The sequence below is a fragment of the Aliidiomarina quisquiliarum genome (genome assembly GCF_023922585.1).
GTDB classification, from domain to species: Bacteria; Pseudomonadota; Gammaproteobacteria; order Enterobacterales; family Alteromonadaceae; genus Aliidiomarina; species Aliidiomarina quisquiliarum.
The window spans coordinates 46,612-63,957 of sequence record NZ_JAMFTN010000020.1 but is presented as its reverse complement, the minus strand read 5'-3'; the positions used below and the strand labels follow the sequence as shown (position 1 = coordinate 63,957).

19 protein-coding genes are annotated in these 17,346 nt (G+C 45.2%); 15 read left to right on the top strand and 4 right to left on the bottom strand.

Features of this window, described 5'->3' with window-relative positions; translation table 11 throughout:
* The first annotated feature begins 368 nt into the window (after nucleotides 1–368).
* The 13 genes from mnmG to M1L23_RS07130 all read left to right on the top strand — a co-directional run bounded on the left by mnmG (nucleotide 369) and on the right by M1L23_RS07130 (nucleotide 11,842).
* The gene (mnmG, locus tag M1L23_RS07190) at nucleotides 369–2,282 is read left to right on the top strand and encodes a tRNA uridine-5-carboxymethylaminomethyl(34) synthesis enzyme MnmG (protein WP_252626666.1); all 1,914 of its coding nucleotides are present in this window, start codon (nucleotides 369–371) and stop codon (nucleotides 2,280–2,282) included.
* Nucleotides 2,282–2,935 carry a 16S rRNA (guanine(527)-N(7))-methyltransferase RsmG gene (rsmG, locus tag M1L23_RS07185; protein ID WP_252626665.1) on the top strand — a complete coding sequence of 218 codons (654 nt, stop codon included), beginning with the start codon at nucleotides 2,282–2,284 and terminating at the stop codon, nucleotides 2,933–2,935. Before mnmG ends, rsmG begins: the two co-directional genes overlap by 1 nt.
* Before the next feature lie 23 nt (nucleotides 2,936–2,958).
* Nucleotides 2,959–3,741, top strand: a complete 783-nt coding sequence (locus M1L23_RS07180; RefSeq protein WP_252626664.1) for a ParA family protein — start codon at nucleotides 2,959–2,961, stop codon at nucleotides 3,739–3,741.
* A 10-nt stretch (nucleotides 3,742–3,751) separates the two neighbouring features.
* Entirely contained in the window at nucleotides 3,752–4,636 is an 885-nt protein-coding gene (locus M1L23_RS07175; RefSeq protein WP_252626663.1) for a ParB/RepB/Spo0J family partition protein, read from the top strand.
* Between the two features lie 156 nt (nucleotides 4,637–4,792).
* Entirely contained in the window at nucleotides 4,793–5,191 is a 399-nt protein-coding gene (locus M1L23_RS07170) for an ATP synthase subunit I (RefSeq protein WP_252626662.1), read from the top strand.
* A 15-nt stretch (nucleotides 5,192–5,206) separates the two neighbouring features.
* Entirely contained in the window at nucleotides 5,207–6,058 is an 852-nt protein-coding gene (gene atpB / locus M1L23_RS07165; RefSeq protein WP_252626661.1) for a F0F1 ATP synthase subunit A, read from the top strand.
* 100 nt (nucleotides 6,059–6,158) lie between these two features.
* Entirely contained in the window at nucleotides 6,159–6,428 is a 270-nt protein-coding gene (gene atpE / locus M1L23_RS07160) for a F0F1 ATP synthase subunit C (RefSeq protein ID WP_126756117.1), read from the top strand.
* 38 nt (nucleotides 6,429–6,466) lie between these two features.
* Nucleotides 6,467–6,937 (top strand): F0F1 ATP synthase subunit B, encoded by a 471-nt coding sequence (gene atpF / locus M1L23_RS07155; protein ID WP_252626660.1) that lies wholly within the window; start codon nucleotides 6,467–6,469, stop codon nucleotides 6,935–6,937.
* Nucleotides 6,938–6,954: 17 nt separating this feature from the next.
* Nucleotides 6,955–7,488, top strand: coding sequence for a F0F1 ATP synthase subunit delta (gene atpH / locus M1L23_RS07150; RefSeq protein ID WP_252626659.1), 534 nt, complete (start codon nucleotides 6,955–6,957; stop codon nucleotides 7,486–7,488).
* A 14-nt stretch (nucleotides 7,489–7,502) separates the two neighbouring features.
* Entirely contained in the window at nucleotides 7,503–9,044 is a 1,542-nt protein-coding gene (atpA, locus tag M1L23_RS07145; RefSeq protein ID WP_252626658.1) for a F0F1 ATP synthase subunit alpha, read from the top strand.
* A gap of 56 nt (nucleotides 9,045–9,100) precedes the next feature.
* Nucleotides 9,101–9,961, top strand: coding sequence for a F0F1 ATP synthase subunit gamma (gene atpG, locus M1L23_RS07140; protein WP_252626657.1), 861 nt, complete (start codon nucleotides 9,101–9,103; stop codon nucleotides 9,959–9,961).
* Between the two features lie 48 nt (nucleotides 9,962–10,009).
* Nucleotides 10,010–11,395 carry a F0F1 ATP synthase subunit beta gene (gene atpD / locus M1L23_RS07135; protein WP_252626656.1) on the top strand — a complete coding sequence of 462 codons (1,386 nt, stop codon included), beginning with the start codon at nucleotides 10,010–10,012 and terminating at the stop codon, nucleotides 11,393–11,395.
* An 18-nt stretch (nucleotides 11,396–11,413) separates the two neighbouring features.
* On the top strand, nucleotides 11,414–11,842 hold the full coding sequence (locus M1L23_RS07130) for a F0F1 ATP synthase subunit epsilon (RefSeq protein WP_252626655.1): 429 nt from the start codon (nucleotides 11,414–11,416) through the stop codon (nucleotides 11,840–11,842).
* 73 nt (nucleotides 11,843–11,915) lie between these two features.
* Here M1L23_RS07130 and M1L23_RS07125 read toward each other — a convergent pair whose 3' ends face one another.
* The gene (locus M1L23_RS07125) at nucleotides 11,916–12,431 is read right to left on the bottom strand and encodes a hypothetical protein (RefSeq protein ID WP_252626654.1); all 516 of its coding nucleotides are present in this window, start codon (nucleotides 12,429–12,431) and stop codon (nucleotides 11,916–11,918) included.
* Between the two features lie 9 nt (nucleotides 12,432–12,440).
* On the opposite strand from M1L23_RS07125, the gene glmU reads away from it, so the two are divergent.
* Nucleotides 12,441–13,811, top strand: coding sequence for a bifunctional UDP-N-acetylglucosamine diphosphorylase/glucosamine-1-phosphate N-acetyltransferase GlmU (gene glmU / locus M1L23_RS07120; RefSeq protein WP_252626653.1), 1,371 nt, complete (start codon nucleotides 12,441–12,443; stop codon nucleotides 13,809–13,811).
* Between the two features lie 28 nt (nucleotides 13,812–13,839).
* Nucleotides 13,840–15,669 carry a glutamine--fructose-6-phosphate transaminase (isomerizing) gene (glmS, locus tag M1L23_RS07115; protein WP_252626652.1) on the top strand — a complete coding sequence of 610 codons (1,830 nt, stop codon included), beginning with the start codon at nucleotides 13,840–13,842 and terminating at the stop codon, nucleotides 15,667–15,669.
* Nucleotides 15,670–15,741: 72 nt separating this feature from the next.
* On the opposite strand, the gene M1L23_RS07110 is transcribed toward glmS, so the two are convergent.
* The 3 genes from M1L23_RS07110 to M1L23_RS07100 form a co-directional block, all read right to left on the bottom strand.
* A complete protein-coding gene (locus tag M1L23_RS07110; RefSeq protein WP_252626651.1) occupies nucleotides 15,742–15,918 on the bottom strand; it encodes a hypothetical protein in 177 nt (58 codons plus the stop codon).
* A gap of 94 nt (nucleotides 15,919–16,012) precedes the next feature.
* On the bottom strand, nucleotides 16,013–16,522 hold the full coding sequence (locus M1L23_RS07105; RefSeq protein ID WP_252626650.1) for a hypothetical protein: 510 nt from the start codon (nucleotides 16,520–16,522) through the stop codon (nucleotides 16,013–16,015).
* 37 nt (nucleotides 16,523–16,559) lie between these two features.
* Nucleotides 16,560–17,195, bottom strand: coding sequence for a hypothetical protein (locus tag M1L23_RS07100; RefSeq protein ID WP_252626649.1), 636 nt, complete (start codon nucleotides 17,193–17,195; stop codon nucleotides 16,560–16,562).
* Nucleotides 17,196–17,346 lie beyond the last annotated feature (151 nt).

Here is a 17,346-nt window from a genome sequence, read left to right as displayed (position 1 = left end):
TGGACAAACTATGATCTTACCTGTGATCTGATCGGGGTACAGATCTGGGGATAACTTAGTCTGTGCATAAGTCGATAGTTATCCCACTGGTTATGCTTACTGATCAAAGGCTTTTACCCACAACCTAAACCGACACTCAACTTATTGTTTTATAATGATTAATTGCAGTTAACCACAGAAAACAGCTTAGCTAGTAATAACAATAATAATCTTCTTTAAAAGAATATAGATCTTATAACTACTACCGCAGTAGCCATTTCACGATCCTGAACAAGCAAACATTGATCGTTTAATATTCTGCTCGATCCAAGGTATACTAGGCCGATCATTTGGTAGTGACTGACTACATTTAACAGCTAGGGTTTTGTATGACGGTAGAAAATAAGTTTGATGTAATTGTAATTGGAGGAGGACACGCTGGAACTGAAGCTGCTTTGGCAGCAGCCCGTATGGGCCAACGTACTTTACTGCTAACTCACAACATCGACACCCTTGGCCAAATGTCTTGTAATCCTGCCATAGGTGGTATTGGTAAAGGCCATTTAGTTAAAGAAATTGACGCTTTAGGCGGTATAATGGCCAAAGGCGCTGATCGAGCAGGCATTCAATTTCGTATGCTTAACGCCTCTAAAGGGCCTGCAGTACGTGCCACCCGCGCCCAAACTGATCGACAGTTATACCGTACTTTTATTCGCAGAACACTTGAACACGCACCTAATTTAAAACTATTTCAACAAGCTGTTGACGACTTAATTGTTACCGAAACAGGCCAGGGACCTCGTGTTGAAGGTGTTGTAACCCAAATGGGGCTAAAGTTTTATGCTTCCCGAGTGGTGTTAACTGTAGGTACTTTTTTAGGTGGCCAAATTCATATTGGCATGTCGCAATATAGTGGCGGCCGAGCCGGTGATCCGCCTTCCATAGCTCTGGCAAAACGTTTACGTGCGTTACCATTGCGGGTTGATCGATTAAAAACTGGAACCCCACCCCGTATTGACGCAAATACGGTCGACTTCTCAGTTATGCAGGAACAGCCAAGCGACGATCCACGGCCAATATTTTCTTATACGGGTTCAAATGCTGATCAACCACGGCAAATAAGCTGTTTTATTACTCATACCAACACTCAAACTCATGAAATTATTCGCGGTGGCTTAGATCGATCGCCCATGTATTCAGGTGTTATTGAAGGTGTTGGGCCGCGTTATTGTCCTTCTATTGAAGACAAAGTAATGCGTTTTGCCGATAAAAATTCACATCAAATATTTGTTGAACCCGAAGGTTTAGACTCTTGTGAACTTTATCCAAATGGCATATCAACCAGCTTGCCTTACGACGTGCAGCTTGACCTGGTACATTCTATTCGCGGCTTTGAAAATGCCCATATTACCCGACCTGGTTATGCCATTGAGTATGATTTTTTTGATCCGCGCGATTTAAAGCAGTCATTAGAGTCAAAATTTGTTGAGGGTTTGTATTTAGCCGGCCAAATAAATGGTACCACCGGTTATGAAGAAGCCGGCGCTCAGGGCCTTATTGCAGGCATGAATGCCGCACTAGCAGTGCAAGGTAAAGAATTTTGGTCGCCCCGCCGTGATGAAGCATACATTGGCGTGTTAATAGACGACCTTGCCACTTTAGGCACCAAAGAACCGTACCGTATGTTTACCTCGCGGGCAGAATATCGTTTGCTGCTGCGAGAAGACAACGCAGACGTACGTTTAACCCAAAAAGGCCGTGAATTAGGTTTAGTAACTGATCATCAATTTGCTTTATTTGAACAAAAAATGGAACAAATTGAACATGAAAAACAACGTTTGCGTGCCACTTGGGTGCATAAAGACCACCCAGGGGTAAATGAACTTAATACCTTATTGAAAAACCCATTAAGCAAAGAAGCTAATTTAGAAGAGCTTGTTCGCCGCCCTGAAGTACACTACCGCGACTTAACGGCACTACCCTCGTTTGGTCCCGGTATTGAAGACCAGCGCACAGCTGAACAAGTTGAAATTCAAATTAAGTATGCGGGCTATATAGAGCGTCAAAAAGACGAAATAGCGAAAGCAATTCGACATGAAAATACCCTGCTACCGCTTGATTTCGACTACGGTATTATTTCTGGATTATCCAATGAAGTAATCGCCAAATTAAACGAACATATGCCAGAAACCGTTGGCCAAGCAGCTCGTATTTCAGGAGTTACCCCTGCGGCTATTTCAATGTTATTAGTGCATTTAAAAAAGCTGGGCTTGTTACGTAAATTTGATAGAAAGCGAGCATAATGAAGAACAATTTCCCCATTGAAAAACTAAGTAAAAGCTTAGCCAATGCGCTTCAGCAGCCACAGTTTGAACAATTAAAAATTTCGCTTGAGCAACAACAGCAACTGTTAGAGCTGCTGGCCCAGCTGCATAAATGGAATGGCGCTTACAATTTAACCTCGGTGCGAGATCCTCAAGAAATGTTAATTCGCCATGTTTACGACAGCATAGCTGTGAGTACATTTTTACATGGTGAACGCATTATTGATGTGGGCACAGGTCCGGGTTTGCCAGGCTTGCCTTTAGCTATTATTAATCCAACTAAGGAATTTGTGCTGTTAGATAGTTTGGGTAAACGAATTTCATTTATTCGCCAAGTGGCGCATTTATTAGGACTTAAAAACGTTACTGCAGTACAGTCTCGAGTGGAAGACTACCAACCCGAACAAAAATTCGACAGTGTTGTAAGCCGTGCGTTTGCCTCACTTGCAGACATGCTCGGCTGGTGTCATCATCTAAGTTCTTCCACGGGGCGGTTTATTGCCCTCAAAGGTCAGCTATACGACGAAGAGCTTGCTGATGTAGTACCACCCTTTCAAATTATGGCTACGCATGCTATTGACGTACCAGAACTTGATGCAGCTCGTCATGTGGTTGAAATAATAAAACAATAATTTCCTTTTAAAGGTACTCAATCGTGGGAAAAGTAATTGCCATAGCCAACCAAAAAGGCGGCGTCGGTAAAACGACAACAGCTGTGAATTTGGCTGCCTCAATGGCGGCCACGCGACGTAAAATATTATTGATCGACCTTGATCCTCAAGGTAATGCAACAATGGGTAGTGGTGTCGACAAATACCAAGTTGAACACAGTATTTATGATTTGTTAGTCGACAATAAACCCGCTGACGAAGTAATTGTTAAAGAAACCACTGGAAAATATCATTTGATAGCTGCCAACAGTGATGTAACAGCAGCAGAAATAAAACTAATGGAAGTATTTGCACGAGAAACCCGATTGCGCCGCGCATTAGAACCAGTAAGGGATTATTACGATTATATTTTTATTGACTGCCCACCGTCGCTGAACTTATTAACCGTAAATGCAATGGCCGCAGCCGACTCGGTATTAGTACCTATGCAATGTGAATATTATGCGTTAGAAGGTTTAACAGCATTAATGGACACCATTGAACAGCTTCGCAGCGTAGTGAACCCGGATTTGAAAATCGAAGGTTTGCTAAGAACCATGTATGATCCACGTAATCGTTTAGCCAATGATGTTTCTGAACAATTGAAAAATCATTTTGGCGACAAAGTATACCGTACGGTTATTCCCCGTAACGTTCGCTTAGCGGAAGCACCAAGTTTTGGTTCTCCTGCTATGTATTATGATAAAAGCTCGACCGGTAGTCGGGCATATTTGGCTTTAGCGGGTGAAGTTATTCGACGTGACGAAACCGCTAGCCAGGCATCTTAAAGGGTTTTCCATGACGGCAAAAAAAAGAGGGTTAGGGCGAGGACTAGACGCACTACTTGCTACCAGTGCAAGTGCCGCCGCCCGTCATGACGCCAGTGAAACGGCGAAAATTGTAAATGAAAAAGGTGAGCTACAAAATTTACCGGTTGAATTTCTTAAACCCGGCAAATACCAGCCTCGTAAAGAAATGGCCCCAGAAGCACTAGAAGAGCTTGCTAGTTCAATAAAAACACAAGGTATTATTCAGCCAATAGTTGTGCGTTCTATTGGTACTAATAAGTATGAAATTATTGCTGGTGAACGGCGTTGGCGAGCAGCTCAAATAGCTCAGTTAGCTGAAGTGCCTTGCTTGGTAAAAGACGTTCCCGATCAAGCAGTAATAGCCATAGCACTAATTGAAAATATTCAGCGTGAAGACCTAAACGCGCTTGAAGAAGCAGTTTCTTATCAACGTTTAATCGACGAATTTGATATGACCCACCAAGCTGTAGCAGAAGCTGTTGGTAAATCTCGCACTACGATAACCAATTTGCTGCGTATAAATTTACTAAACGACGAAGTAAAACTACATTTAGAACGTGGCGACATAGATTTAGGCCATGCAAAAGTGCTATTGGCTGTGCAAGGCGAATTACAAAATGAACTGGCCCGTGTAATTGTTGCTAAGGGTTTAACGATTCGAGAGTCAGAAAAACTAGTCAATCAAGCACTTAACCCTACCAGTCCAAAAGAAACAGCTAAAGTCGACCCCGATGTGCAACAGCTCGAGCAGCGGCTAGCTGAAAAACTTGGTGCAAAAGTGTCTATTAGCCATAACCGTAGAGGCAAAGGAAAGTTGGTTATAAATTATACTAGCCTCGACGAGCTCGATGGAATTTTGCAGCATCTATCTTAATTATTTTGATTGTTACCATAATGTGTTGGTATTCCGACTAAAATACACTCAGACCTTGTTCTAAGGACAGAACAAAGGTCAACTTTGGTTGCAATTTAACAGTAAAACCTTATAATCGGCGCAGTTTTCACGGAACAGTGCTAAAAAGGCTTCGCAATGACGAAAAAAACGAACAACCGACTTACTTTGGCTGGTCGTCGTCTTGCAAAACGTCTTTTAGTTGTACAAGCAGCAGCGACTGTTTTCTTCGTTGTTTTTTTTGCTTGGTTATATGGTGCCTCAGGGGCCAAAACCGCCTTTGCAGGTGGAATTATAAGTTTGGTTCCAAATACAGTTTTTGCAGTGTACGCCTTCCGTTTTGGCGGCGCACGCTCAGCATCCGAAGTGGTGCGAAGTTTTTACGCTGGTGAAGCAGTGAAAATGGTTTTAACCATGGTTCTCTTTGCTTTAGCGTTTATCACACTAAGTGGGCCTTGGTTGCCACTGTTTATCGTGTTTAGTGTGGTAACATTTATGCACTGGCTCATACCGTTTCTAAACTTTAAATCTAACTAAATTGGGTTGTTGAACATGGCCACAAATGGAACCTTAACTTCCACAGACTACATTAAGCACCACTTAGATCCACTTCAAATAGGCGAAGGCTTTTGGGCCATTAATCTTGACTCGCTTGGTATTTCTATTCTGCTTGGTATCTTTTTTATCTGGATATTTTCGAGTGTGGCGAAAAAAGCCACCACGGGCGTACCCGGAAAACTTCAAACCTTTATCGAAATGGTGTTCGGCTTTGTTGATACCACGGTAAAAGATAGCTTTCACGCCAAAAGTAAGCTTATTGCCCCATTAGCACTAACCATTTTCGTTTGGGTAGTACTAATGAACACCATGAAGCTTATTCCCGTCGACTTCTTACCCGTAATAGCCGGTACCCTAGGCATGTGGTTTGCAGCTGACAAAGCAGGCGGATTTGTTGCTGAAAACTCAACCTTTGTTGAGCGTGCTATGGACCACCCGTGGAGCTACATTAAAGCGGCTCCTACAACCGACTTAAACACAACAGTTGCCTTAGCGTTGGGTGTTTTCATACTTATTATATATTATTCAGTAAAACATAAAGGCTTAGGCGGATTCATTAAGGAACTAACCTTAAGCCCATTTAACCACTGGTTACTTATTCCATTTAACTTAGTACTTGAGCTTGTAGGGCTTATTGCTAAACCGCTTTCCTTGTCATTACGTTTATTCGGTAACATGTACGCTGGTGAACTAATCTTCATTCTTATCGCGATGATTGGTCTTTGGCAGTTACCGTTACACTTCCCATGGGCAGTGTTCCACATTCTAATTATTCTATTGCAAGCGTTTATATTCATGATGCTTTCAATCGTTTATTTGAGCATGGCGAGTGAAAAACACGAGTAGGAACAGAATTTGAGCACCCTTTGAAAAGGGTGTGCAATAAAACTTGGCTTTTAATTTAATTTTACTTTTAACTTTAACTATCTGAAAACTGGAGAAATCAATGGAAACTGTTGTTTCGTTCACAATCATCGGTGTTGCGATCATTATCGGTTTAGCAGCCTTAGGTACAGCACTAGGCTTTGGCCTGATGGGTGGTCGTTTCTTAGAAGCTACTGCACGTCAGCCGGAAATGGCGTCACAAATCCAAATTAAAATGTTCATCCTAGCTGGTCTTATTGACGCTATTGCGATGATCGGTGTTGGTGTTTCATTATTCTTCGTATTCGCGAACCCGTTTGTTGCTACCTTACAACAAGCACTAGCAGGTTAATTGAAACTCAACGCTCATCAACGTAGAGGAATTCCGTTGTGGATATTAACTTAACGCTGATAGGTCAATCGATTGCGTTCGTAGTCTTCGTCATTTTTTGTATGAAGATTGTTTGGCCACCGCTAAACAGAGTTATTGAAGAACGTCAGAAAGTTATTGCTGACGGTTTAGCTGCTTCAGAACGTGCCGGTAAAGACCTTGAAAATGCGCGAGCGACAGCCGAAGAAGAACTCAACGCTGCTAAAAAACAAGCAGCTGAATTAATTGACCAAGCGAAAAAACGTGCGGCCAAATTAATTGATGAAGAAACTTCACGCGGCCACGCTGAACGCGAAAAAATTATAGCTTCCGGTTATTCCGAAGTAGAAGCTGAGCGCGTTCGTGTTCGTGAAGACCTGCGCCAACAGGTAGCAAGTTTAGCTATGGCAGGTGCAGAAAAAATCATAGAGCGCGAACTAGACGCACAAAAACACAGCGACATCGTTGAAAAACTTGTCGCTGAATTGTAATCACGGGGGTTGAGCAGATGTCAGAATTTACTACAGTCGCTCGCCCCTATGCTAGAGCAGCTTTTAACTATGCTTTAGAGCAAGGCGCGATCGAAAATTGGCATGAAATGCTTGCCTTTGCCGCAATAGTGGCTGAGCAAGAAGACGTGAACCGCTTTTTAAAAAGCGCCGCACATCGCGAACAAACTACCGAAGTTTTTATTGGGGTTTGTGGCGAACAGCTCAATGAGAAGGGTCAGAACTTAATTAAAGTAATGGCTTCCAACGACCGTTTGTCTGCATTACCAGAAGTGGCCCGTTTGTTTGGTGAACTTCGCGCAGAATACGACAAAGAAGTTACCGTAGACGTAACCTCTGCAACTGAACTAACAGATGCTGAACTAGCAAATATTAGTGCAGCGTTGGAAAAACGTCTCGAACGTAAAGTTAAGCTCAATTGTAGTGTTGATCCGTCAACCATTGGTGGTTTGCTGGTGCAAGCTGGCGACTTAGTTATTGACGGTACATTACGTAGCAAGCTAGCAAGGCTTGCCAACACACTACAATCATAATCGGGGACGAGAGCATGCAACTGAATTCAAATGAAATTGCCGAGCTGATCAAAAAACGAATCGACCAGTTCGAAGTTGTCAGTGAAGCTCGTAATGAAGGAACCATCACTGCTGTAACAGACGGTATTATCCGCATTACCGGATTAGCCGACTGTATGCAGGGAGAGATGATCGAGCTTCCTGGAAATCGCTACGCTATCGCATTAAACCTAGAGCGTGACTCTGTAGGTGCGGTAGTAATGGGTCCGTATGGCGACCTACAAGAAGGTGTTAAAGTTAAATCGTCTGGGCGTATTTTACAGGTACCAGTAGGCCGTGCTTTATTAGGCCGCGTGGTAAATACCTTAGGTATGCCCATTGACGGCAAAGGTGCAATTGACGCGGAAGGCTTTGAGCCTATCGAAAAAATTGCCCCAGGTGTAATCGAGCGTCAATCAGTTGATGAGCCAGTACAAACTGGTTATAAGTCAATTGACGCCATGATTCCAATTGGGCGTGGTCAGCGGGAATTAATTATCGGTGACCGCCAAACGGGTAAAACCGCAATGGCCATTGACGCCATTATTAACCAGAAAAATACCGGTATTAAGTGTGTGTATGTTGCTATCGGTCAAAAAGCTTCAACCATTGCTAACGTGGTGCGTAAGCTAGAAGAACACGGCGCACTTGCTCACACTATTGTAGTTGCTGCATCTGCTTCTGAGTCAGCGGCACTTCAGTACCTGTCGGCTTATTCTGGTTGTACTATGGGTGAATACTTCCGCGACCGCGGTGAAGACGCACTAATAGTTTACGATGACTTGTCGAAGCAAGCTGTTGCTTATCGTCAAATTTCATTGTTGCTACGCCGTCCACCAGGCCGTGAAGCATACCCAGGAGACGTATTCTATCTACACTCGCGCCTACTTGAGCGTGCTGCTCGGGTAAACGCCGACTATGTAGAGAAATTTACCAACGGAGAAGTAAAAGGGAAAACCGGTTCTTTAACCGCGCTACCAATTATTGAAACCCAAGCCGGTGACGTTTCAGCATTCGTACCTACTAACGTAATCTCAATTACCGACGGTCAGATATTCCTAGAAACTGACTTGTTTAACGCGGGCGTTCGCCCTGCTGTTAACGCTGGTATTTCAGTATCTCGTGTTGGTGGCGCTGCGCAAACCAAAATCATCAAGAAATTAGGTGGTGGTATTCGTTTAGCACTTGCTCAGTACCGTGAACTTGCAGCCTTTGCTCAGTTTGCTTCTGACCTAGACGAAGCAACGCGCGCACAGTTAGAGCACGGTCAACGTGTTATGGAACTGATGAAGCAAGACCAATACGCACCAATGAGTGTTGCAAACATGGCTGTGTCCATTTATGCAGCTGAAAAAGGTCACTTGAAAAGCGTCGGTGTTGACAAGGTTCAAGACTTTGAAGCTGCATTGTTGAGCTACTTCAACAGCGAGCACGCTGAACTTTTGGCCAAAATCAATGAAACTGGCGATTACAACGACACCATCGAAGCAGAAATGAAAGCTGGTGTTGAGAAGTTCAAGTCAACTCAAAGTTGGTAATTGAACGGGCCACAATTTATTGTGGCCCTCAATTGTTGTAATACGGGAGATATTTTATGGCCGTTGGTAAAGAGATAAAAACTCAGATCGGGAGTATTAATAATACTCAAAAGATCACCAGCGCAATGGAAATGGTTGCCGCGTCGAAAATGCGACGTGCGCAGGAACAGATGGCTCGTAGCCGTCCGTATGCCGATTCTATTCGTGACGTGATCGGCCATATTGCTCAAGGTAACCTCGAATACCGCCATGCTTGGCTGGAAGAGCGCGAGGTTAAAAGCGTCGGTTACATCGTCGTTTCCACAGACCGTGGCTTATGTGGCGGTTTGAACTCTAACGAATTTCGTATGGTACTTCGCGATGTTCAAGAGTGGGAAGAAAAAGGCGTTGAAGTCCGTTTCGCTGCCGTGGGTAGTAAAGCGTCTGGCTTTTTTAGGCGGTTCAAAGGAACTGTTCTTTCACAAACGTCAGGTTTAGGTGATGCACCTAAACTAAACGATTTGATTGGCACTGTGTCTGTCATGTTGAAAGCCTTCGAAGAAGGTAAAGTTGACCGCGTTTACCTGGTGTATAACAAATTTGTGAACACCATGACGCAAGAGCCAACGATGAACCAGCTATTGCCTTTGCCCAAATCAGAAACAGCCCAACGGAAACACCCGTGGGACTATCTGTATGAGCCAGATGCAAAGTCTATTCTAGACGTTTTGTTGCGTCGGTTTATTCAAAGTCAGGTTTATCAAGGTGTGGTTGAGAACTTGGCCAGTGAACAAGCCGCCCGAATGGTCGCGATGAAAGCCGCGACAGATAACGCCGGCGAGCTTATTGACGAACTGCAGTTGGTGTACAACAAAGCGCGTCAGGCTGCGATTACCCAAGAAATTTCGGAAATCGTATCGGGTGCAGGTGCGGTATAACGCGCCAAGGCAAAGGTCAGAAAGATTTTGCAATTTAGAGGATAAGTCATGAGTCAAGGTAAGGTCGTGCAAATCATTGGCGCCGTTGTGGATATCGAATTTCCACAAGGTGGCGTTCCAAAGATCTACGACGCGCTACGTGTTGCTGAAGGTGACCTTAAAGGGTTAACTCTTGAAGTACAGCAGCAGCTTGGTGGCGGCGTAGTTCGTACAATCGCGCTTGGTACTACCGACGGTTTGCGTCGTGGGTTAAGCGTAGAAAATACTGGCGGACCAATTATGGTTCCAGTAGGCGAGAAAACACTAGGGCGTATTATGAACGTGCTAGGCGAGCCTATTGACGAAGCGGGAGAAATTGGTGAAGAAGAGCGTATGTCTATTCACCGTGAAGCCCCTTCTTATGAAGAACAGTCGAGCTCAGTTGAACTGCTTGAAACAGGTATCAAGGTAATCGACCTCATTTGCCCATTCGCTAAGGGTGGTAAAGTAGGTTTATTCGGTGGTGCAGGTGTTGGTAAAACTGTAAACATGATGGAGCTTATCCGTAACATCGCTATCGAACACAGTGGTTACTCTGTATTCGCTGGTGTTGGTGAGCGTACTCGTGAAGGTAACGACTTCTATCACGAAATGAAAGACTCCAACGTACTCGACAAAGTATCGTTAGTTTACGGTCAAATGAACGAGCCACCAGGAAACCGTTTGCGTGTAGCACTTACGGGTTTAACCATGGCGGAAAAATTCCGTGATGAAGGCCGCGACGTACTATTCTTCGTAGACAACATTTACCGTTATACCCTAGCGGGAACTGAAGTTTCGGCACTACTAGGCCGTATGCCTTCAGCGGTAGGTTACCAGCCAACTCTTGCAGAAGAAATGGGTGCCCTACAAGAGCGAATTACTTCAACGAAAACGGGTTCAATTACGTCAATCCAAGCGGTATACGTACCTGCGGATGACTTAACTGACCCTTCGCCAGCTACAACTTTTGCTCACTTAGACGCAACCGTTGTACTGTCGCGTGATATTGCGTCGTTAGGTATTTACCCAGCGGTAGACCCGCTCGACTCAACCTCACGTCAGCTTGACCCACAAGTAATTGGTAAAGAGCACTACGACGTAGCCCGTGGCGTTCAGTCGGTTTTGCAGCGTTACAAAGAGCTGAAAGACATTATTGCAATCCTAGGTATGGACGAGCTTTCTGAAGAAGATAAGCAAGTTGTATCACGTGCGCGTAAAATTCAGCGTTTCTTATCGCAGCCGTTCTTCGTAGCTGAAGTATTTACCGGTGCCCCAGGCAAATATGTGTCACTAAAAGACACCATTGGTGGCTTTAAAGGCATTCTTAATGGTGAATACGACAGCATGCCTGAACAGGCGTTTTACATGGTTGGCGCAATCGAAGAAGCTATCGAAAAAGCCGGCAAAATGTAATCGAACGGGAGGTTTGTAATGGCGGTATCTACATTACGTCTGGAAGTGGTTAGCGCAGAAGACCAGTTATTTTCTGGCGATGTGCAGTCCGTCCAGGTAACAGGTAGCGAAGGTGAAATGGGTATTTTGCCCGGTCACATTTCTTTGCTGACCGCCTTGAAACCTGGCATGGTTCGCGTTGTTACGGCAGCTGGTGAAGAAGAGCTATTCTATGTCGCCGGTGGCGTTATGGAAGTTCAGGCTAAAGTAGTAACGGTGTTGGCCGACACTGCTGTTCGCGGCGGTGACTTAGACCAACAAGCAGCTGAGAAAGCGATGCAAGAGGCACGTGAAGCGTTAACGCATTCCGCTCCGGATATGTCGTACGCTGAAGCTGCAGCCGAGCTAGCCCGTGCGGTGGCTCAATTGCGGGTATTACAGCAATTGAGAGGCCGTAAAGGCAAATAACAGGTTCGCAAAGGCGAATATCTTAATGTGAAAAAGCCCAGCTAATTGCTGGGCTTTTTTGTTGAGAATTATTTTAGAATCTAAGACTAAAGCTAAGCCCAGCGGAACCTGCTGTGTCGGGTGTATTCCCGCCAATTTCGTAGGCGTCAGTTGGGCGCAGGTTAAGAAAAAGTTCTATGCCAAAACGTTCAAAATTATAACCGATTCCCATTGTGAACTGGCCTCCTGAAAAAGTATGTGATCCCCCGCCACCAGACCACTTCTCATTAAAAACACCTGCTCCAAAATAGCCACCAAAACCTGTTTTAGTTAGTTTATTTCCCCAGATTATGCTGGTATCGAAACTTTCTACAGTTATGGATGACATGTCTGTATGCTCTAAGCTAGCAAAATTTGCAATAACACCTAGGTGAGAGTTACGCAAAGGAACAAGCGCTGCTTTAAAGGTTATCCCTAGGCCATCCGCAGTATCATCAGCAAAACCGTAATCTACCACCGTGGCATAAGACGTTATACCAAAACTAAAGCGTTTCAAGGTGGGGCAAACACTGTTAAAATACTGAGTATATACCCTACCTGTTTTGTTCAAGGAATTTGCATGACGCAATTTAACTTAAATGTTGTAATTTTAGCCGCTGGTAAAGGTACGCGCATGCGCTCTAATTTACCAAAGGTGCTGCACCCTGTGGCACACAAACCTATGGTTGCCCATGTTATTGAAACGGCGCAACGTTTAGGCGCAGCTAAAACACAACTAATATACGGCCATGGTGGCGACCTTTTACAAGAAAGACTGGCTAATTATGCAGTGCAATGGGTTGAGCAAGCGGAGCAGCTAGGTACTGGCCATGCGGTGCAACAGTCTATTCCTCATATTGATGACAACGACCAAGTGCTTATTTTATATGGCGATGTGCCATTAACGCGACAAGAAACGTTGGAAGCACTATTGCAGGCGAAAGGCGATTCAGCCCTTGCGCTACTGACCGTAACTTTACCCGACCCAACCGGTTACGGCCGCATTCAACGTAATGTAGAAAACCGAGTAACGGGTATTGTTGAGCATAAAGACGCCAGCGCCGAGCAGCATAAAATTTGTGAAGTGAACACGGGTATTATGGTTGCTAACGGCAAAGCAATAAAGCGTTGGTTACAAGCACTCGATAACAATAACGCCCAAGGCGAGTATTACTTAACCGACGTGGTTGCAATGGCCGCTGCAGAAGGCGTTGACATTAAAACCGCCCAACCCGCCACTATTGCTGAAGTAGAAGGTGCTAATAACCGTGTACAGTTAGCTGCCTTAGAGCGCGCTTTTCAACTGCGCCAGGCTGAAGAACTGATGTTAAATGGCGCTACCCTTATGGACCCAGCTCGCATAGATGTACGTGGCCAGGTTGACATTGGCAACGACGTAGTAATAGACGTTAACGTTGTTTTTGAAGGCAAGGTAAGTTTAGGCGAAGGCGTGGTAATAGAGCCAAACTGTGTTATTCGTAACAGTACCATTGGTAATGGCGCACGCATTAAAGCCAATAGCATATTAGAAAATGCCGTGGTAGGTGAACAAGCCCAAGTGGGTCCCTTTGCTCGTTTACGGCCAGGCACTGAATTGAACAAAGGTGCCGCGGTAGGTAATTTTGTTGAAGTGAAAGGCTCTATTTTAGGCGAAGGCGCTAAGGCAGGGCATTTAAGCTACATAGGCGACGCTGTAGTAGGTGCTGGAGCTAACATTGGTGCAGGTACTATTACTTGTAATTACGACGGTGTAAACAAGCATCAAACCATTATTGGCGAAGGTGCCTTTATTGGCTCTAATAGCTCGTTAGTTGCCCCAGTAACCATAGGTAACCGTGCCACCACTGGTGCCGGCTCGGTTGTTACTGCAAGTGTTCCCGACGACACCTTAGCGGTGGGTCGTGCTAAACAACGAAATATCGAGGGTTGGAAACGGCCAGTTAAAAAATAAATAAAACAACAACGGGGAACACAAAGCTATGTGCGGAATTGTAGGAGCAACGGCTGAACGTCGTGTTGCAGAAATTTTATTAGAAGGCTTACGACGCTTAGAGTACCGGGGTTACGACTCGGCAGGTATTGCCGTATTGAATGACCAAGGCCTACAAGAATTACGCCGGGTGGGTAAAGTACAAGCTCTCGCCGCCGCCCAAGAAGAAACAGGTATAAATGGCCATGTGGGCATTGCCCATACCCGTTGGGCAACCCATGGTAAAGTAACCAAAGAAAATGCTCACCCTCATGTGTCGTCCGACACCGTGGCCGTAGTACATAACGGTATTATTGAAAACCATGAAGCGTTAAGAGTGCGTTTACAGGGCCTCGGATATAGCTTCCAGTCTGAAACCGACACCGAAGTAATTTGCCACTTGGTTCACCATGAACTTGAGAAAGGCCATTCCCTGCTCGATGCTGTTAAAGCTACGGTGAAACAGCTAGAAGGTGCGTATGGCACGGTTATTATGGACCAGCGTGAACCTGGCCATTTAGTGATTGCTCGTTCTGGTAGCCCGTTGGTTATTGGGCTAGGTATTGGCGAAAATTTTGTCGCGTCTGATCAGCTCGCCCTGCTTCCTGTTACCCGTGAATTTATGTACCTAGAAGAAGGCGACGTGGCTTCGGTTACACGTACCCAAATAAAGGTATTCGACAGTAACGATAAAATGGTTGAGCGCCAAGTACACACCTCCGACTTACAGTACGACGCGGGTGGCAAAGGTGAATATCGCCACTTTATGCTCAAAGAAATTCATGAGCAGCCCATTGCTATGCGCAATACCTTAGAAGGCCGCATAGACGGTGATCGTATCGCCATAGACGCATTTGGGCCGCAAGCTGAAGATATTTTTAAAAATATTAAGCACGTGCAAATCATAGCCTGCGGTACCAGCTACCATGCGGGTATGGTGGCGCGTTACTGGTTAGAGCAATATGCAGGGGTGTCGTGTAACGTAGAAATAGCATCGGAATTTCGTTACCGCAGCTCGTACGTATTCCCAAATAGCTTATTCGTTACTATTTCACAGTCGGGTGAAACCGCCGACACCTTGGCCGCCCTGCGCTTAGCTAAAACCTTGGGTTACCACGCTAGTTTAACCGTATGTAACGTGGCCAGCTCGTCTATGGTGCGTGAATCGGATCTAGCCTTCTTAACCAAGGCCGGCGCAGAAATAGGCGTGGCTTCAACCAAAGCCTTCACCACCCAATTAGCTGGCTTGCTCATGCTAGTTGCCGCACTAGGCCGTGCCAATGGCGTCGACGCCAGCATTGAAGCGCGCATTAGCCATGCCCTTGCCTCGCTACCGAATAAACTAGAAGAAGCACTCAACATTACCGCCGAAATTGAAGCCCTAGCGGAAGAGTTTGCCGATAAAGAAAACAGCTTATTCCTTGGCCGTGGCGATCAATACCCAATTGCAATGGAAGGCGCGTTGAAGCTCAAAGAAGTCAGTTATATTCACGCGGAAGCTTATGCAGCAGGTGAACTCAAACACGGCCCATTGGCGCTGATAGACGCCCAGATGCCGGTTATTGTTGTGGCACCTAACAATGAATTGCTTGAAAAACTAAAATCAAACGTGGAAGAAGTGCGTGCCCGTGGCGGAATTATGTATGTTTTCGCCGACAAAAAAGCGCAGTTTAAAAGCGACGACACCATGCGAGTGATTAACCTTGTCCATGTAGACGAAATTATCGCCCCTATCCTCTATACGCTACCCTTACAGTTGCTCAGCTACTATGTGGCCATCATCAAAGGCACCGACGTAGACCAACCGCGTAACTTGGCTAAATCGGTTACGGTAGAATAATTGATCCGTACCACTAAAAGTGGACACAAAATAGTGCTTAGCAAAGTGTCCATGTGGCGTAGTAATAAAGTTTCATACTAAGCCTTCCGTAACTCGTTGATTTTTAGTAGCTGAGATTTCCCGCTGAAAAAATAAAGTATCATACTGAACGGCAATATTCGGGCTGAATCCGCCGAAACTTGAGTAATAAAGTATCATACTCAAAATTAAATCCCCTTCTTTAGGGGTATTAGAGTCATCAAAAATCATGGGCAAACGCCCCTGATGCTGCCCCATTCGCAGACTTACCACCGACAAACTTGGATACATCAATTCATCATTGGAGCACAACAGCTCTTCAGTGTTATTTACCTTTCCAGGGGACGCTTGCTGTTTCTAACGCCAAGATAGCCATGAATGCTCTCTCGACCTCATAACTATCTTTCATAGACAGAGCGTTTTCAAATTGATGTGCAATAGCCCCTCTTCCTAAGTCCAAACTTAAATAGAGCTCCTGCCTAAGCACCTCAGCAACAAGGCTTTCTCCGAATTCCTCACACTCGACATACAATGGCAGCTCTGACACAATCGCCGAATATATGAAGTGGACGTCCGCCTCTTTATCGAAATCAACAATAGAAAACTCCTGCCCCACGGTCATGCCGGCCCTACGAAACCCATCCGTGATCTTTTCAGGTAAGTGTATAAGTGTCCACCGTGCCAATTCGCCGATGGAATCAAACGTATCAAGATCATCACGTTCCAATCGCACCTGGCCGCGCACTCGTTCCACGCACATATCCAAAGAAACAAATTTCAAACGCTGTTCTTGTAATTCGTAGGAAGCAGCGCTGGCATTTATCATGAAAGACATAGCTATAACGCTTACGATTATTAAACGAATGCATCTACTAGCAACCATACACGCACTCTCCTTGCATTCCTTGATTTGAATTGAGGTATTGTCTTAATGCGTTGGGCCCCTTATAACTAGAGCCCCTTATTGTCCTTCTGATTATATCTGAATTAAGCAGCAACGTTTGACCCGAGCGGTTATGTAAATACAATGGCAATATCTGGGCCACCTGCACATCGTACGATGAAAAAATTAAATTTGAATCGAAATGTGTATGCGCGAGTGAAATGTAAGCGTCGCCATAGCGTGCCTGTAGAGCAGCATCGTAAGCCCCTACACTCACCGTTTTGGAACCTAGCTCCCCAGCAAGTGGCTTCACGTAACCAAACTCTTCATCACCAAGTTGGATAATTCCCGTGTTATACTCTCGAGGTCCATCCAATCCAAGTGGTCCATACTTTTCTCCGAAAGCGTGGGCTGCTTCATTGGCGGAGCCAAACCCCTTAGCTTCGATGGATAAATCTGCAAACGACGGTGATGCACCCCTCCCTTCACCTGAGCCCACAACCAATTCTTTACTACTGTCAAGCTGCGCTATCTCTAACAACGACGATAGAGCAGAACCCACCGCCCCATTCGCAAACTTACCACCGACGAGCTTAGATACAGTTCCACCAACGATGGTAGACATCAATATGTTTCAAGTTGGGCTTCCTGCATTACCCCCTATGGAGCTCGCGCCTGCGCTTACAAAGCCGTGGCTAAATTTCCCGCCTTGCACCGAGCTCGCTGCGCCGCCAACAATCCCCCCTCGACATGAAGCCTCCAACTCCCTTTAATCC

Bases quoted from the DNA above. Each gene is read 5' to 3' on its own strand.
- atpH (WP_252626659.1), top strand. From the start codon at position 6,955: ATGTCAGAATTTACTACAGTCGCTCGCCCCTATGCTAGAGCAGCTTTT.
- atpB (WP_252626661.1), top strand. From the start codon at position 5,207: ATGGCCACAAATGGAACCTTAACTTCCACAGACTACATTAAGCACCAC.
- M1L23_RS07105 (WP_252626650.1), bottom strand. From the start codon at position 16,522: ATGTCTTTCATGATAAATGCCAGCGCTGCTTCCTACGAATTACAAGAA.
- M1L23_RS07170 (WP_252626662.1), top strand. From the start codon at position 4,793: ATGACGAAAAAAACGAACAACCGACTTACTTTGGCTGGTCGTCGTCTT.
- glmS (WP_252626652.1), top strand. From the start codon at position 13,840: ATGTGCGGAATTGTAGGAGCAACGGCTGAACGTCGTGTTGCAGAAATT.
- atpG (WP_252626657.1), top strand. From the start codon at position 9,101: ATGGCCGTTGGTAAAGAGATAAAAACTCAGATCGGGAGTATTAATAAT.
- glmU (WP_252626653.1), top strand. From the start codon at position 12,441: ATGACGCAATTTAACTTAAATGTTGTAATTTTAGCCGCTGGTAAAGGT.
- M1L23_RS07175 (WP_252626663.1), top strand. From the start codon at position 3,752: ATGACGGCAAAAAAAAGAGGGTTAGGGCGAGGACTAGACGCACTACTT.
- atpE (WP_126756117.1), top strand. From the start codon at position 6,159: ATGGAAACTGTTGTTTCGTTCACAATCATCGGTGTTGCGATCATTATC.
- mnmG (WP_252626666.1), top strand. From the start codon at position 369: ATGACGGTAGAAAATAAGTTTGATGTAATTGTAATTGGAGGAGGACAC.
- M1L23_RS07130 (WP_252626655.1), top strand. From the start codon at position 11,414: ATGGCGGTATCTACATTACGTCTGGAAGTGGTTAGCGCAGAAGACCAG.
- atpA (WP_252626658.1), top strand. From the start codon at position 7,503: ATGCAACTGAATTCAAATGAAATTGCCGAGCTGATCAAAAAACGAATC.
- atpD (WP_252626656.1), top strand. From the start codon at position 10,010: ATGAGTCAAGGTAAGGTCGTGCAAATCATTGGCGCCGTTGTGGATATC.
- M1L23_RS07100 (WP_252626649.1), bottom strand. From the start codon at position 17,195: ATGTCTACCATCGTTGGTGGAACTGTATCTAAGCTCGTCGGTGGTAAG.
- rsmG (WP_252626665.1), top strand. From the start codon at position 2,282: ATGAAGAACAATTTCCCCATTGAAAAACTAAGTAAAAGCTTAGCCAAT.
- M1L23_RS07110 (WP_252626651.1), bottom strand. From the start codon at position 15,918: ATGATTTTTGATGACTCTAATACCCCTAAAGAAGGGGATTTAATTTTG.